This is a genomic window from Streptosporangium sp. NPDC023825, from assembly GCF_040639575.1.
In the GTDB taxonomy this organism is placed as follows: domain Bacteria; phylum Actinomycetota; class Actinomycetes; order Streptosporangiales; family Streptosporangiaceae; genus Streptosporangium.
The window spans coordinates 153906-169382 of record NZ_JBFAAE010000005.1; the positions used below are offsets into that span (position 1 = coordinate 153906).

General features: G+C 70.9%; 13 protein-coding genes. 6 read left to right on the forward strand and 7 right to left on the reverse strand.

What is annotated here, in order from left to right; translation table 11 throughout:
* Positions 1 to 25: 25 nt before the first annotated feature.
* The 4 genes from AB0G15_RS06980 to AB0G15_RS06995 all read right to left on the reverse strand — a co-directional run bounded on the left by AB0G15_RS06980 (position 26) and on the right by AB0G15_RS06995 (position 7511).
* Complete coding sequence (locus AB0G15_RS06980) at positions 26 to 2257, reverse strand: molybdopterin cofactor-binding domain-containing protein (protein WP_362836181.1); 2232 nt, start codon at positions 2255 to 2257, stop codon at positions 26 to 28.
* A 159-nt stretch (positions 2258 to 2416) separates the two neighbouring features.
* Positions 2417 to 5455 carry a BTAD domain-containing putative transcriptional regulator gene (locus AB0G15_RS06985; protein ID WP_362836183.1) on the reverse strand — a complete coding sequence of 1013 codons (3039 nt, stop codon included), beginning with the start codon at positions 5453 to 5455 and terminating at the stop codon, positions 2417 to 2419.
* Between the two features lie 90 nt (positions 5456 to 5545).
* Entirely contained in the window at positions 5546 to 6151 is a 606-nt protein-coding gene (locus AB0G15_RS06990) for a helix-turn-helix transcriptional regulator (RefSeq protein WP_362836185.1), read from the reverse strand.
* Positions 6152 to 7334: 1183 nt separating this feature from the next.
* A complete protein-coding gene (locus tag AB0G15_RS06995; protein WP_362836187.1) occupies positions 7335 to 7511 on the reverse strand; it encodes a hypothetical protein in 177 nt (58 codons plus the stop codon).
* A 73-nt stretch (positions 7512 to 7584) separates the two neighbouring features.
* On the opposite strand from AB0G15_RS06995, the gene AB0G15_RS07000 reads away from it, so the two are divergent.
* The 4 genes from AB0G15_RS07000 (at position 7585) to AB0G15_RS07015 (ending at position 12227) form a co-directional block, all read left to right on the forward strand.
* Positions 7585 to 8859, forward strand: a complete 1275-nt coding sequence (locus AB0G15_RS07000) for a helix-turn-helix transcriptional regulator (protein WP_362836350.1) — start codon at positions 7585 to 7587, stop codon at positions 8857 to 8859.
* A gap of 89 nt (positions 8860 to 8948) precedes the next feature.
* Positions 8949 to 9569, forward strand: a complete 621-nt coding sequence (locus AB0G15_RS07005) for a copper resistance CopC family protein (protein ID WP_362836189.1) — start codon at positions 8949 to 8951, stop codon at positions 9567 to 9569.
* Positions 9566 to 11608: a cytochrome c oxidase assembly protein gene (locus tag AB0G15_RS07010; protein ID WP_362836191.1), complete on the forward strand. Its 2043-nt coding sequence runs from the start codon at positions 9566 to 9568 to the stop codon at positions 11606 to 11608. The genes AB0G15_RS07005 and AB0G15_RS07010 overlap by 4 nt, the downstream gene beginning before the upstream one ends.
* A 178-nt stretch (positions 11609 to 11786) precedes the next feature.
* Positions 11787 to 12227, forward strand: a complete 441-nt coding sequence (locus AB0G15_RS07015) for an ATP-binding protein (RefSeq protein WP_362836193.1) — start codon at positions 11787 to 11789, stop codon at positions 12225 to 12227.
* A 68-nt stretch (positions 12228 to 12295) separates the two neighbouring features.
* Here AB0G15_RS07015 and map read toward each other — a convergent pair whose 3' ends face one another.
* A complete protein-coding gene (map, locus tag AB0G15_RS07020; RefSeq protein WP_362676798.1) occupies positions 12296 to 13144 on the reverse strand; it encodes a type I methionyl aminopeptidase in 849 nt (282 codons plus the stop codon).
* A gap of 44 nt (positions 13145 to 13188) precedes the next feature.
* On the opposite strand from map, the gene AB0G15_RS07025 reads away from it, so the two are divergent.
* Complete coding sequence (locus tag AB0G15_RS07025; protein ID WP_362836195.1) at positions 13189 to 13371, forward strand: hypothetical protein; 183 nt, start codon at positions 13189 to 13191, stop codon at positions 13369 to 13371.
* Positions 13372 to 13383: 12 nt separating this feature from the next.
* On the opposite strand, the gene AB0G15_RS07030 is transcribed toward AB0G15_RS07025, so the two are convergent.
* Both AB0G15_RS07030 and AB0G15_RS07035 read right to left on the reverse strand, forming a co-directional pair.
* Complete coding sequence (locus tag AB0G15_RS07030) at positions 13384 to 14043, reverse strand: cyclase family protein (RefSeq protein ID WP_362836197.1); 660 nt, start codon at positions 14041 to 14043, stop codon at positions 13384 to 13386.
* Entirely contained in the window at positions 14040 to 14309 is a 270-nt protein-coding gene (locus tag AB0G15_RS07035; RefSeq protein ID WP_362836199.1) for a hypothetical protein, read from the reverse strand. Before AB0G15_RS07035 ends, AB0G15_RS07030 begins: the two co-directional genes overlap by 4 nt.
* Before the next feature lie 102 nt (positions 14310 to 14411).
* On the opposite strand from AB0G15_RS07035, the gene AB0G15_RS07040 reads away from it, so the two are divergent.
* Entirely contained in the window at positions 14412 to 15362 is a 951-nt protein-coding gene (locus AB0G15_RS07040) for a LysR family transcriptional regulator (protein WP_362836201.1), read from the forward strand.
* Positions 15363 to 15477 lie beyond the last annotated feature (115 nt).

Sequence of the window (15477 nt, forward strand, 5' to 3'; positions counted from 1 at the left end):
CGGATCCCCTCCTTCGCGGAGGGGGTCACCCCTCCAGGGCGATGTCATGGGGGCGGATGGGCACCCGGGGCAGCCGCAGGCCGGTGGCGGCCCGTACGGCGGCGGCCACCGCGGGGGTGGAGGAGAGCGTGGGCGGCTCGCCCGCGCCGCGCAGGCCGTAGGGGGCGTTCGGGTCGGGATTCTCCATGATCGACAGTCGCATGGGCGGCATGTCGAGGATGGTGGGGATCAGGTAGTCGGTGAACGACGGGTTGAGCACCAGCCCGTCGCGGACCTGGATCTCCTCCATCAGCGCCAGCCCCAGCCCCTGGGCCGAACCGCCGTGGATCTGCCCCTCCAGCGCCAGCGGATTCATGATCTTGCCCACGTCCTGGACGGCCGCCAGCTCCACCACCTTGACCAGGCCCAGCTCCACGTCCACGTCCACCACGGCCCGGTGGACGCACAGGGCGAGCTGGGTGTGCGAGTCGCCCTGCCCGGTGACCGGGTCCAGGGGGAAGGTGGGCCGGTGCCGGTACTCCCTCGTCTCCTCCACCGCCCCGGCCCGCTCCAGCGCCTCCACCAGCGACGACCCGTCGCCCGTCAGCTTCGCCAGCCGTTCCCGCACGGCCTCGCAGGCCTCCCTCACCGCGCCGCCGGTGACGTAGGACTGGCGCGACGCCGACGACGACCCGGCAGAGCCGACCGACGTGTCCGCCTGCGCGACCGTGACCGCGTCGATCCCCAGCTCGGTCCTGGCGATCTGCTCCTGGATCATCAGCAGGCCCTGCCCCACCTCGGCCGCCGCGGTGTGCACCAGGACGTGCGGCTCGCCGCCGATCAGCTCCACCCTCACCCTGGCGGTCGAGTGGTCGTCGAAGCCCTCGGAGAAGCAGATGTTCTTGATGCCCACGCCGTACCCGACACCGCGCCGTACCCCCTCGCCGTGGGTGGTCTGCGAGACGCCGCCGGGCATGTCCAGCAGATCCGAGGCGCCCGAGGCGCCCGAGGCGTCCGGCAGGGCGGGCAGCGGCATCGCGGCGAGTTCCCTGAGCATCTCGGCCAGCGGCGCGGGCGAGTCGATCACCTGCCCGGTGGCCAGCGTCGACCCCTGGGAGACGGCGTTGCGGACCCTGACCTCGACCGGGGAGATCCCGCACGCCTCGGCCAGCCTGTCCATCTGTGACTCGTACGCGTAGCAGGCCTGGACCGCGCCGAAGCCGCGCATCGCGCCGCAGGGCGGGTTGTTGGTGTAGACGCCGTAGGCGTCGATCCACACGTTGTCCACCTCGTACGGGCCCACCCCCAGGGAGGCCGCGTTGCCGACCACGGCGGGAGAGGTGGAACAGTAGGCGCCGCCGTCCAGCAGGATCTCCGCCCTGACGTAGAGCAGCCTGCCGTCGCGGGTGGCGCCGTGCTCGTAGCGCATCCGGGCCGGGTGGCGGTGGACATGGCCGTAGAAGGACTCCTCGCGGTTGTAGACGATCTTCACGGGACGGCCGGTACGCAGGGCCAGCATGCACGCGTGGACCTGCATGGACAGATCCTCGCGGGCGCCGAACGCCCCGCCCACCCCGGCCAGCGAGAGCCGTACCTTCTCCTCGGGCAGCCCCAGGCACGGCGCGATCTGCTCCCGGTCGGCGTGCAGCCACTGGGTGGCGATGTACAGGTCCACCCCGCCGTCCTCGGCCGGTACGGCCAGCCCGGACTCGGGGCCGAGGAAGGCCTGGTCCTGCATGCCGACCTCGTACTCGCCGGTGACGACCACGGGGGCCTCGAACGCGGAGCCGACCCGGACCGGCTGGTGGCGCAGCACGTTGCCGCTCTCGTGGACCGAGGGGCAGGAGGCGTCGAAGGCGGCCCGGCGCGGATCGGTGACGGCCTCGCGGACCTCGTACTCCACCACGATGGCCTCGGCCGCCCGCCTGGCGCGCTCGGGATGGTCGGCCGCGACCAGCGCGACCGGCTCGCCCTGGTATCGGACCTGGTCGACGGCGAGCACCGGCTGGTCCCTGTGGTCCAGGCCGTAGAACTTCGCACCCGGCACGTCCTCGTGGGTGAGGACCGCGTACACGCCGGGCATGGCCAGCGCGGGGCCGACGTCGATCGAGCGGATCCACGCCGACGGGTGCGGGCTGCGGAGGGTGACCCCCCAGATCATGTCCGCCAGGTACAGGTCGGAGGAGTAGGCGAACTCGCCCGTCACCTTCAGCGTCCCGTCGGGACGCAGGACGCTCTCGCCGACGCCGCGCTGCCGCCGTGTTTCGATGCCGCTCATCACAGCAGTACATCAGCCGGGCCCGGGGGAGGACATGGCAGGCACGACGGAACGCGGGGGGTGACCGTTGGCGACTCTTGCGGTTGTGCCGGCCGCCGTGCCGGGACGCGCGTGCCCGGCGGGCGTGCCGAGCCGCGCACGCGTGCCCCGGCTACGCGGTCAGAGAAGCGCCGCCTGGCCCAGGAGCGTGATCGGCTTTTCCCGGGAGCCCAGGATGGCCGCCTCCTCCACCAGCGCCTGCTTCTCCACCTCCTCGTTTCCCACCTCCCTGGCCAGCGCGAGGGAACGCGCCAGGTAGGTCGAGGCGTGTTCCGTCTCACCGAGGAGCCGGAGGGAGCGGGCCATGCCGAGGAACAGGTACGGTTCGGCGACGTTCAGCCGCACGACGCGCGCGCAGTCGAGGGCGGCCTCGAAGGACGCTCTGGCGGACTCGGCGTCCCCAAGGTTGAGATAGAGGTCTCCGAACCTGTTGTGCACGGAGGACTCCTGGTAGACGTTGCCGCTCACACGGCACTTGAGCAGGGCCTCCTCCAGTGCCGCCCGCGCCTGCTCGAACCGGCGCAGGCCGTTGTACCCCGCGCCGATCATGGTGAGCGCGTAGGCCTCGCCCGACCCGTGCCCGATCGCGTTCGCGATCTCCCGTTGCTTCCTGGCGCAGTCGATGGCCTTCTGGTAGCGGTCGAGTTCGAGATAGTTCATGGCGAGGCTGCCCAGCGCCTTCTGCTCCCCGTGGGAGTCGGAGAGCCGGCGGCACAGGATCAGCTGCCGCTGGAAGTGGGGCACGGCCTCCTCCGGACGGTTGACCGTGTTCCTCAGGATGCCCTCCACGTGGTGCGCGTTCGCCTCGAGGCCGCGATCGTCCAGCCGCCGCCCGATCGCGAGGATCTGCGGGCTGATCGCGAGAAGCCAGGGGAGGAGAGCGGCGTGGTGGAGGTGCCAGAACAGCGCGAGGACCAGGGCGACACCGAGACGGGCGGTCCGCTCCCGGGGAGCGGATATCGCCTGGGAGACGGCGGACAGGAGATTGGCCTGCTCCCGGTCCAGCCACTCGCGGGCCTCCTCGTCGGAGGTGAGCGGGAGGGGGGCGGCGCTGAGATCGACGTCGGTCGAGGCCGGGCGGGGGTAGCGGCCCAGTTTCATGGCCAGGCGGGTGGTCCCGACGTACGAGCTCAGCGCCCGGTCCAGCGCGACGTCGCGGTCGGCCTCCGATTCCTCCTGCGCGGCCCGCTCCTTGGCGAACAGCCGCACCAGGTCGTGCAGCCGGTATCTTCCCGGCTCGTCCATCTCCGAGAGATGCGCGTCGACCAGCCGTTCCATGGCGTCCTCCGCCGTCTCCACCGGAACGTCCAGCAGGGCGCCGACGACGTGCGCCGTCACGTCGGCCGTCTGCAGCACGCCGAGCGCGCGCAGCGCGCGGGCGGCCGTCCGGTCGAGGAGGTGATCGCTGCCGGCGAGCATGTCGTAGCTGACCGCCAGGCTGGACCTCACCGCGAGATCACCCGCCGCCAGTTCCCGCAGCCGCCCGTGCTCGTCGTCCAGCCGGACCACCAGATCGGTCACGGTCCAGCGCGGCCGGTTCGCCAGCCGGGCTCCCGCGATGCCGACAGCCAGCGGCAGGCCTCCGCAGAGATCGATCAGGCGCCTCGTGGCCCGGGCGTCCTCGGCGACCCGCTCCGCCCCGATAAGCTTCGCGAGCATCGCGGAGGACTCGGTCCGCCGCATCCCGGAGATCGGCACGCGGGCGCAGTCGTCGAGCAGGGTGAAGCTCTCCCGGCTGGTCGTCAGGATCGCGTTGCCCATCGGCACGGACAGCAGCGGGCGGATCTGGGCCAGGTCGGCGGCGTCGTCCAGCACGATGAGCATCTCGCGGCCGTCGAGCTCGCCGCGCCACAGCGCCGCGGCCTCGTCGACGTCCGCGGGGATGGCGTGCGGGGGCATGCCGAGGTCGCGCAGGAACCTGTTGATCACCTCGACCGGTTCGAGCCGCTTCATGCCCGGTGTCGCCCCACGCAGGTTCACGTACAGCTGCCCGTCGGGAAAACGGTCGCGTACCAGGTGCGCGGTCCGGATGGCCAGGGTCGACTTGCCGGACCCGGGCGCTCCGGTGATCGCGACGACGTGGTGCGGCGGGCCACCGTCCCAGGGGGAGAGCAGTCCTCTCAGCCGTACGAGTTCCTCCGCCCGCCCGACGAAGTCGACGGGGTCACGTGGCAACTGGCGAGCCGTCTTCGTCCTCGGGGCGGTGCGGCGCCGCGAACTCGAGGATTCCCGCTCACCGGCATCCGGTTCCGCGGAGCCCTCGGGGCTTTTGGGGTTCCCTGAGCCCTCGGGAGAGGAGACGGAGGCGGCGACCGGTTCCGGGGCGGTGGGAGGCGCCGAGGGCAGGTCGAGCAGCGGGTCGGCGCGCAGGATCAGCTCGTGACACCTGCGGAGGCTCTCGTGCGGCTGGATGCCGAACTCCTCCGCGAGCAGGCGCCGGGTCTCCTGATAGACCCTCAGGGCCTCCACCTGCCGGCCGCAGCGGTAGAGCGCGATCATGTACAGCTCACGGAGCCGCTCACGCAGCGGGTGTTCGGAGATCAGGAGCACCAGCCGGGCGGCGGCCTCCTCGGGACGCCCGAGCAGGAGCAGCAGGTCCGTGTGCAGCTCCAGCGCGGTCAGGCGCAGCTCGCCCAGCCTGTGCCGCTCGAACTCGGCGGACGGGCCGGGAATCCCGCTCAGGCAGGTGCCCCGCCACAGTCCCACGGCCCTGTTCAGAGACTGCAGGGCGGTCTCGTACGCGTTGTCCGCGTACGCCTTCCGCGCCAGGTCGAGACACCGTTCGAACACCAGGGCGTCCACCTGCCCGGGGGTGAGCCGCAACGAGTATCCGCCCGCGACGGAGACCAGCACCCTCGAAGGCCTGCGCGGATCCCGGTCCGGGTCCAGGGTCCTGCGCAGTCCGGACACGTAGGTGTAGACGCTCTGTTCCGCGGTCTTCGGCGGACTCTCCCCCCACACCCCGTCGATCAGCTTCTCCTTGGTGACGACCTGCCCGGCGTTGATCGCCAGGACGCAGAGGACGGCCTGTCGCCTGGGCTCTCCCAGCTGGAGCCGCTGTGAGCCTCTCCGGCCGGTCACGGGGCCGAGAATGTCAATGCCGAGTCTTTCCACCGGGAGGTTCTCCCCGACGGGAGCGGTGGTGCGCGTCTCGTCCATCAGACCTCCACGCGGTCGGGCATGGCGCAGCGAAGTCGTGAGAAAGACACTATCCGACGAGTTCGCGACGCAGGATTTCCCGCGAACCACCTAGACGATCCCCGCTTTGGCGATGCGGACCCCCGCCTGGAGCCTGCTCTGCGCCCCGATCCGCTCCATCGCGTTGGCCATGTGACGGCGCACGGTGCGGGAGGTGAGCCCGAGCTGGCGGCCGATCACCTCGTCCGTCAAGCCCTCCGCGGCCATTCTCAGAACGGTCTTCTCCTGCTCCGTCAGCGAGAACGGCGGCTTCCACCCCCGGGGCCGCCGCTCGGCGCGTGACCAGACGTGTTCGAACAGGTCTCCCAGCAACGAGACCAGCACGGGGGCGCGCACCACGGCCATCCGGGACGCGTGGCCCGTCAGGGCGATGTGATCGTCGATCACCAGGAACCTCTCGGAGATCAGCGGGTCGACCCTCAGCTCCACGAACGCGGGAAGACCGGCCGTCTCGTACGGCGCATCGACCACGATCCTCGCCCGCACCCCCGGCGGGATGGCGGCGGAATCGAAAATCTGGAGAAACGCGGTGTTCCTCGCCGGCTCAGGAAGGAACATGACGATCGTCCGCCGCGCGGACGAGCAGAGGGTCTTGGCGTCGTGCCGGACCTGGGACCGCTCTCCCGCGGAGGGGGAGGCGGGCAAGGAGTGGGTCATGTGCGGCTCGCGAACCATGCCGGACCGGACGCGTCCGTGTTCCTCCCGGCGGGCGTCGCCGCCGGACCGCGCCGCGACGGGTCTCCGAGGCGTTCCGCACCGGGGAGGCGGCGTTCCACGCGGGGGAGACGGGAGAAACCGGGGAGGCGGCGTTCCACGCGGGGGAGGCGGGGGAGAAGCGCCCGCGCGGGGGAGCGGCCGTCACCGTCGTACGCGCGTGAGGGGGAGTCGCCCATCGATGGTCCCTCCATCCTGTCGTCCGGGCCGGTGGTGGCAGGGGAGGCGCCAGGAAAAGACCCTCTCGGGCCGGGCCCGGAGAAACGGGCCCCCGTCACCGTTCTCCGCCGGATCTTTCCGGAGTTCTCGCCGTTCTACTGTCGCAGGTGATCCTAGAGATCACCTAGAGACGCCCGCGGGCGTTGGGCGCGTGCGCGGGAGGCCGGAACCCAGGGAGGGCGAGGCGGCCGCGGGGATACGGGCGGGGCGTGTTCACGGTTTCCCCGGAGGATGGATCATGTTTCCTGTCCTGGAGGGCAGGCCGTTTTCCCGGTTTTTCTCGAGCCCGAATGGCCGAATGCTTTCTACGCGCCCATGGTGAGCCGGCCGCCCGCCTTCTGGAAATCCGGCTGACCGCTTTAGGACATTGACTTGATGATGGATTATTTCAATATATTTTCAGGGTAATAGCTGGTTCGAAAAGTGAAGCCGCCCGGGGGCGGCCGGTGACACGGGACCCGCCGCGCCGACCGGCCTGCGGACCGGTCGGCGACGGGGTGGATGGAAACGGTATGACGCTGACGAGAAGGGCCGGGGGACCGTCACCGGCACCCTCGACCCGGGCCGGGTGGCCCGTGAGCCGTGACCTGCGATGAAGCCGTACGTATGTAATGCGAACCATACGCGGGTGTTCCGCCGGCCGGGATCCCCCGCGAAAAACAACGATCTTCGCGGAAGGGTTCGGATCCCGGCTCGGCCGCGATCGGTGGCACCGAATTCCGGGGCGCGGACGCCCCGATTCCCAAATGGGTCCCGTTCTCGCTCGAGCGTGCATGACGAACGCCTGCACGCTCACTCCGGTGCGAGGACACCGGTTCCGCCGTATGGAGCGGCTCGCTGGCTGAAAGCTCTCCACGAGGGCGGGGGTCGTTTCGTTCCTTGTCTTTCGGGTGGACTGAGCCTTCGCTCAGCCCGCGTGGTCCCAGCCCAGGCTGCCATAGGCGCTGATCGTCTGCGAAGAATACTTGCCGGTGTCCTTCGGGGGGGCAGACGGATCAACGCTCGCGGTCGTAACATTGCCAGTGACGGCAAAAGCGGCCGTAAACAGCATGGCGAGGGCAGACAAGGCAAGACGTCGGCGCACGGGGAGACTCCTGTCGTAGGTTCTGCTGCTCAAATGATATCTTTCAAGGGGTAACGTGACTGGTCAAGACTTGGTGGGGCAGCGCATCAAAACCGTCCGTCGGCAACGTGGTCTTTCCCAGGCGCAGCTCGCTCATCCAGAACTGTCGGACAGTTACGTCTCTCTCATCGAGAGTGGCAAGCGTACTCCGACACCCGCGGTGCTGGAGCTTCTCGCCGAAAAACTCGACTGTTCCCTGACCTATCTGATCAACGGTGTCACGGCCGAGCAAATGCAGGAGATCGAGCTCGCGCTGGGCTACGCGCAGATGGCCCTCGACAACGGCGAGGTCGTCGAGGCCCGCACCCGCTACGCCGAGCTCCTCGCCGACAGCGGCCTGGCGGGCCTGCCCCAGCTGCGGCAGGACGCCGAATACGGCCTCGCCCTCGCGACCGAGGCCTGCGGCGATCTGGACCAGGCGATCGTCCTGCTCAACGGGCTGCGCGAGAACGACACGGCGGCCGCGAACCCTGAGCGTCACATCGCGGTCGCCGTCGCGCTCTCGCGCTGCTACCGCGAGGCGGGAGACCTGACCCGGGCGATGCAGGTCCCCGAGCAGATCCTCACCGGCGCGGCCCAGCCCGTCTGGAACGACGGCCTCATGAGGTTGGGCATCCAGCTTCTCGCCGCCTACATCGACCGCGGCGACCTGCTCAGGGCCCGCCAGTTCGCCGCCGAGCTGATCGCCGCCGCCGAGCTCCTCGGTACCCCGCTGGCGCTCACCCTGGCACACTGGGAAGCCGCGATCGCCGCCATCGAGACCGGTCACCCCGACGAGGCGGTCATGCACGCCGAGCGCGCCCTGGCCATCCAGTCCGAGTACGGCGACCCGTGGCGGCTGGCCCGGCTGCGCAACGACTACGCCCAGGTCATGCTGATCGCCCGGCCCATGGAGGCCAAGACCTGGCGCGACGTGCTGCTGAAGGTGGAGAAGGAGCTGGTTGAGAGCTCCGCCAGCACGATGAACAAGATGCGCTGTGCGATGAACCTCGTCCGAGCGGAGTTGCTGCTCGCCCAGCCCGAGCGAGCCGAGGAGCGCATGCGCTTCGTCTGTGACCTGCTCGACGGCATGCCCAAGGCCCTGCAGGCGGAGGCCCGCCTGCTGCACGGCGAGACCCTCGCGGCGCTGGGCCTGCAGGCGGAGGCCTCGCGGGAGCTGTTCGCCGGGGCCGAATGCCTGGAGCAGGCGCCGGAGACCCGCTTCACCGCCCAGGCCTGGCTCACCGCGGCCCGGGTCCTGGAGCGGGTCGACAAGCAGGACCGGAGCGTCGACGCCTACAAGCGGGCGATGGCCTGCGTGGGGCTGTAGATCGGGACGGCGAGGGCGACCCGCGCGAGGCCGTGGACCGGGCAGGGGGGTCGAGACCGCGTGGTCGCGTCGGTAGCCTTGGGGTTGCCATGAAGACTTCCCCTGTCGCGGTCGCCCTCGCGCTTCTCGCCGCCCTCGTCCTCGGCACGGCTTTCGCCTCGCCCGCCCTCGCCCATGACCGGCTCAAGAGCAGCGACCCGGCCAAGGGCGCGAAGGTCGAGAACCTGGAGGAGGTGAAGCTGACGTTCAGCGCCACGGTGCGCTTCCCGAACGTCGTCGTCCGCTCCGGCGACGAGACCCACCAGGACGGCAAGGCCGCCGTCGACGGCCCCGTGGTGACCCAGAAGGTCAAGGGAGATCTCCCTCCCGGCGAGTACGTCATCGCCTACCGCGTCGTCTCCTCCGACGGCCACCCGATCGAGGGGGAGATCCCCTTCACCCTGCTCGGCTCCGCCGACCCCTCCCCGTCGCCGTCCTCGGCGCCTTCGGAGACCTCGCCGTCGCCGGGGACCGCCGAGAGCACGGCCGCCGGGAGCGACCCCGCCGCGAGCACGCCGGTGGGCACGCTCAGCCCGGCCGCCGCGGCCGGGGAGTCCGAGGAGCCCGGTTCCTCGGGAGGCGTGCCCGGCTGGATGTGGATCGTCGTCGGCGGCCTGACCGGCATCGGCATCGGCCTGTTCTTCAGCATGCGCGGCAGGAAGCAGCCATGAGCAAGACCGCGCGGGCCGCGCAGGCGGCACAGGTCGAGGCGCCGCAGAACGGCCGGGTCGTGAAGCTCGCCCTGGTCGGCGCGGGGGCGGCCGTCGTCGCCCTGGTGATCGCCATGATCGCCGGAGGTGCCGCGAGCCCGCGCATCATCCCCGGTCTGCCCGACCAGGGAGCGTTCACCCGCTGGGGACTGCCGCTGGCGAAGCTGGCGATGGACGCGGCGGGCGTGCTCACCGTCGGCGCGCTCCTGGCCGCCGCGGTCCTGCTCCCCAACGACAAGGGCCTGCTGGGCAAGTCCGCTCTCGGCTACGTCAAGGCCGCCTCCTGGATCGCCCTCGTCTGGGCCGGGGCCGCCGCCGCCACGATGGTGTTCAGCCTCTCGGAGGCGCTCGGGATGCCGGTGGCCGACGTGCTCGGCGGCGACGAGCTCACCAGCTTCGCCAGCCAGGTCTCCCAAGGCATCTCGCTGACCCTGGTCGTGCTGTTCTCGGTCGCGATCGCGCTCTTTGCCCGGGGGGCGATCACCGCCGGCACGGCCGGCGGCCTGCTGGTCCTCGCCCTGGCGACCATGCTCCCGCCCGCGCTGACCGGCCACTCCTCCTCCTCACCCAACCACGACCTGGCGACCACCGGCGTCGCCGTCCACCTGGTCGTCCTCGCGCTCTGGGTGGGCGGCCTCGGCGTGCTCTGCGCGCACGCGCTGCGCCGCCAGCCGCATCTGGAGATCGCCGCCGCCCGCTTCTCGGCGCTGGCGCTGTGGTGCTTCATCGGGGTGGGGCTGTCCGGCCTCTTCAGCGTCCTGGCCAGGCTCAGCGCGGTCTCCGAGCTGTTCACCTCCGCCTACGGCCTGCTGCTGGTGGCCAAGACCGTCGCGTTCGCGCTGCTCGGCGCCGTCGGCTGGTGGCACCGCAAGCGGACCCTGCCGCTGCTCGCGGCGGGCGGATCCGGCACGTTCCTCCGCTTCGCCGCCGGCGAGATCGTCGTCATGTTCGCGGCCGTCGGGCTGGCCGTCGCGCTGTCCCGCACCGCGCCGCCCCCGGCGGTCCTGCCCGTCGACAGGGCCTTCGAGGTGCTCGGCTACACCATGCCGCCGGAGATCTCACTGGCCAACCTGGCCTCGCTGTGGTGGTTCGACCTGTTCTCCGGCACGCTCGTCGCCCTGCTGGCCGGTCTCTACCTCGCCGGTGTCGTACGGCTCGCCCGGCGCGGCGACTCCTGGTCCAAGGGCCGCACGGCCGCCTGGTTCACCGGTGTGCTGATCCTGCTGATCGCCACCCAGAGTGGTGTCGCCCGCTACGCCAAGGTGCTGTTCAGCGCGCACATGGCCGAGCACATGACGCTGTCGATGATGGTGCCGATCTTCCTCGTGCTCGGCGCGCCCGTCACCCTGGCGCTGCGCGCCCTGCGCCCCGCCGCCCGCAGGGGCGACCGGGGCCCCAGGGAGTGGCTGACGACGATCCTGCACAGCAGGTTCGTCCGCGTCATCGCCCATCCGGCGATCGCCACCGCGATCTTCATCGTCTCCACCTATGCGCTGTACTTCACGCCGCTGTTCGCCGCCGCGATGGAGGAGCACCTCGGCCACATCGTGATGACGATGCACTTCCTGCTCAGCGGGTGCCTGTTCTTCTGGGTGATCATCGGTGTCGATCCCGCCCCCTACCGGCTGCCGCACGTGGCCCGGCTCATCCTGCTGTTCGTGACCATGCCGTTCCACGCGTTCTTCGGCATCGCGCTGATGAGCATGACCACCGTGCTGGCCTCCGAGTGGTACGACCAGCTCGGCCGTACCTGGGGCGCGTCCGCGATCGAGGACCAGCAGACCGGCGGCGCCATCGCCTGGGGGTTCGGTGAGATCCCGACCCTCATCGTGCTCCTCGCGCTGGCCTTCCAGTGGTGGCGCCACGACGACCGCGGGGCCCGCCGCGCCGACCGTCGCGCCGACGCCGCCGCGGCACGCGACGGCGGCAGCGGCGACGCCCAGCTCGACGCCTACAATGAATACCTGGCCAAACTCAACAGGCGCGACGGCGCGGAGTAGCCGGACGGCTACGCCCTTCTATCTTCGAGCTCTCTCCTGGACACCTCCCGGTAGCCTGTATTCCAGGGGGCTCGTGCTCACCGCAGCGGGTGCAGCGCTTTTTTCACCGCGCGCCACGCCCAGTCACACATCCGGTCGGGGGGCCGGTGGCTGCAATGTGCATCAGGAAGGTTGAGCTGTGTCCGACGAAGTGCGCGTACGTGAGGGCCGCAGCCGGAGCCTGGCCCAGGCCCTCGAAGAGCATCTCACCGAGTGGGCCGAGCGCACCGGGGTCGCCGTCGAGATCTGGGCACTGCCCGCCCAGGACGTCCCGCCCGGGGTCGCCAGAGCCGTGCTGGCCGCGCTCGGGGAGGCGCTGTCCAACGTCGAGCGGCACAGCGGTGCCCGTGTCGTCTCCGTCGCCGTCACCTTCGGGCGCGGCGGCCTGCGCATGACGGTGAGTGACAACGGCATCGGCTTCTTCGGGGAGGCGAAGGGCCGGGGTGTCGCCGCCATGCGCACCCACTTCGAACAGCTCGGCGGTTCGTGCAGTGTCAACGGCGTTCCCGGCGAGGGAACCACCGTCACCGGCGTGGTGTCCTGCCAGGAGCAGCCGGGATCGGGGCCCCAAGGCCGATGACTCCGCCGTTCCCCAGCTCGGAGGCGGTATCTTCGGCCGGTGGTGTGGCCACGGGACGGACCGGGGACTCAGGGGAGTGTCAGGATCTCGTGGCCGGTCTCGGTCACCAGGATGGTGTGCTCGAACTGGGCGGTCCGCATGCGGTCCTTGGTGACGGCGGTCCAGCCGTCGGGCCAGATGTCGTAGTCGATGGTGCCGAGCGTCAGCATGGGCTCGATCGTGAACGTCATGCCCGGCTCCAGCGTGACCGCCAGTGACGGGTCGTCGTAGTGGGGCACGATCAGGCCCGAGTGGAACGTGGTGCCGATGCCGTGGCCGGTGAAGTCGCGGACCACCCCGTAGCCGAACCGCCTGGCGTAGGCCTCGATCACGCGGCCGGCCACGTTGAGCTGGCGGCCGGGGGCGATGGCCTTGATGGCCCGGTCGGTGGCCTCGCGGGTGCGCTCGACCAGCAGGCGCGACTCCTCGTCCACGTCGCCGACCAGGAAGGTGGCGTCGGTGTCGCCGTGCACGCCGCCGATGAAGGCGGTGATGTCGATGTTGACGATGTCGCCGTCGCGCAGCACGGTGTCGTCCGGGATGCCGTGACAGATCACCTCGTTGATCGAGGTGCACAGCGACTTGGGATACCCGCGGTAGCCGAGCGTGCTGGGATACGCGCCGCGGTCGCAGAGGAACTCGTGGCCGATCCGGTCGAGCTCGTCGGTGGTGACGCCGGGTGCCACGTGCCTGCCGACCTCTTCGAGCGCCTGGGCCGCCAGTTTGCCCGCGACCCGCATCCGTTCGATGATCTCGGGGGTCTTGACGTCGGACTCCCCGGTCTTCGGGGACTTCTTCCCGACGTACTCCGGCCGCTGGATGTGGGAGGGCACCTTGCGGATGGGAGAGATCCGCCCGGGCTGGAGCAGTGTCGTCATGGTCCCCCAGTCTAGTTGTGCTTCTCACTGGGCAGTATTGCCGCATGAGTGATCAATGGTGGTTCTGCCTGACGCACATGGCCGTCGAGCCCGACGACGGATGCCCGAACAAGGACCGGATGGGACCGTACCCGACACGCGATGCGGCGGCGGCCGCGCTGAAGACCGCGGTCGACAGGAACGAGGAGTGGAGGAAGAACGACCGCGCCTGGGACGGGGACGACTGAGCCGCCGGCTGCTCAGCCGTCCACGACGGCGTACGCGCGGACGGGGAAGGTCCCCAGACCGGCCAGCAGCGGTGGCGCGGCGTGGAGACGGAACCCGCTGCCGGGCAGCGCGGCCAGCCCCGTCATGTGCTCCACGATCGGGATGCCCGCTCCGAGCAGCAGCGTGTGCGCTGGACGTTCACCGCGGGGCGGGGTGTCGTCGATGTTGAGGCTGTCGATGCCGACGAGCGCGGGCCCCCGCTCCGCGAGCCAGCGGGCCGCCTCCGGCTCGAGGTAGGGGTGGCCGTGGAAGTACGTCTCGGTGCCGAAGTGCCGGTCCCAGCCGGTGTGCAGGAGTACGGCCCTGCCGCGCACGTCCAGCCCCGCGAGCCGGTCGAGCCCCACGGAGGACGCCCCCTCGGCCCGTACGACCAGGCCCGGCAGGTCGGCGAGCGACTCCAGCGGCATCTGTGACAGGTCGGGCCCCTGCGGGTAGCGGTGGTAGGGGGTGTCGAGGTAGGTGCCGGTGTTGGCGACCAGCTCGACGCTGCCGATGTGGAACTCCGTGCCCGGGGCGTAGAGCTCCCGTGAGGCCTCCCTGCTCAGGTGCACGCCCAGGCGGGGGCCGGGGACGCCGGGGTAGGTGATCATCCCCTCGGTGATGCGGTGGCTCAGCTCGATCAGCCGGGTCACGAGGCGCTCATCTCCTTCCGCCGCGCGCGGGCCCCGGCCGTCCTGGCGACCGCGACGAGGCCGATCACGCCCCACACGATGTTGAGGATCGCCGAGGGCCAGGCCGCGTGGTAGGCCGTGTTGACCATCAGGGCGGCCGCCCCGGTCAGGTTGATCGCCTGGTAGGGCACGCCGTCGCCGGCCATCCTGGACGCCGACACCATGGCGTACCCGTACAGCATGACGGCGGCGCCGGCCCAGCCGAGCAGGTTGACGAAGAGGGACACGGGTCACGCGCCCGACGGTGAGAAGCTCATGCCCCCATGATTTCCACTTCCTTCATTAAAGGGCAAATAAAGTTTTCTTAATATCCACGTAAGCTGAGCTGTATGGATATCGATCCCCGGCGGCTGCGGGTGCTCCACGAGGTCGCCCGTCGCGGCGGCGTCATGCGCGCGGCGGAGGCGCTCCACCTGACGGCCTCGGCGGTCTCGCAGCAGCTCGCGCTCCTGGAGCGGGAGGTCGGGCTCTCCCTCATCGACAGGTCGCAGCGCCGGGTCGCCCTCACTCCGGCGGGCAGGGTCCTCGCCGGATACGCCGAGCGCGTCGAGGAGGAGCTGGGGGAGGCCAGGCGGGAGCTGATCCGCTTCACCGAGCGGCTGGCCGGGCCGGTGGCGATCGCCGCGTTCCCCACGGTCATCCGGCACCTGCTGGTGCCCGCGCTGGGCAGGCTGGCCGAGCGCCACCCCCAGATCGCGCCGCGCATCCGGGAACTGTACGGGCCGCCCGCGCTGCAGGAGCTCCGCCTCGGCGGGGTCGACCTCGCCCTCACCGAGGAGGACGCCGACAAGACCGACAAGACCGTCGCGGCGCGGCAGTCCGTCGTCTCCCACCCCCTCTACGTGGACGAGTACCGGATCGTGGCCCCGCCGGGCTGGGCGGAGGTCCCGCGAGAGGTCGCGGACCTGGCGGGGGTGCCGTGGATCGCCGGGCCGCCCGACCAGGCCTGCGGCCACGCCCTGGAGCGGCTCGCCGCCCTGCACGGGTTCACCCCGCACCGGGTGCACCTGATCCAGGAGTTCCCGCCCACACTCGCCCTGGTCGCGGCGGGGCACGGGGTGGCGATCGTGCCGTCGCTGGCCCTGCTCGACGTCCCGGACGGCGAGGTCGTCGTCACCGGCATCACCAACGTGGGCGCCAGGAAGCTGGACGCGGTGACCCGCCTCGGCCGTACCCGCTCGGGTGAGCCCGACCCGGTGCAGGCCGTGGTCATCGCGGCGCTCAGGGACGCGGCCGAGGAGCTGTCGGGACGGCTCGGAGCGCGCTGGAGCCCGTCCTAGCCGCGTCCCGGCCGGCGGGGCCGGTCGTGCGGTTCCGGTGGCCTAATCGGCGACCCGCGGGCCGGGCGCTCCGGGAGGGGGCCGGTCGGCGACTCGCGGGCCGGGCGCTCGGGAG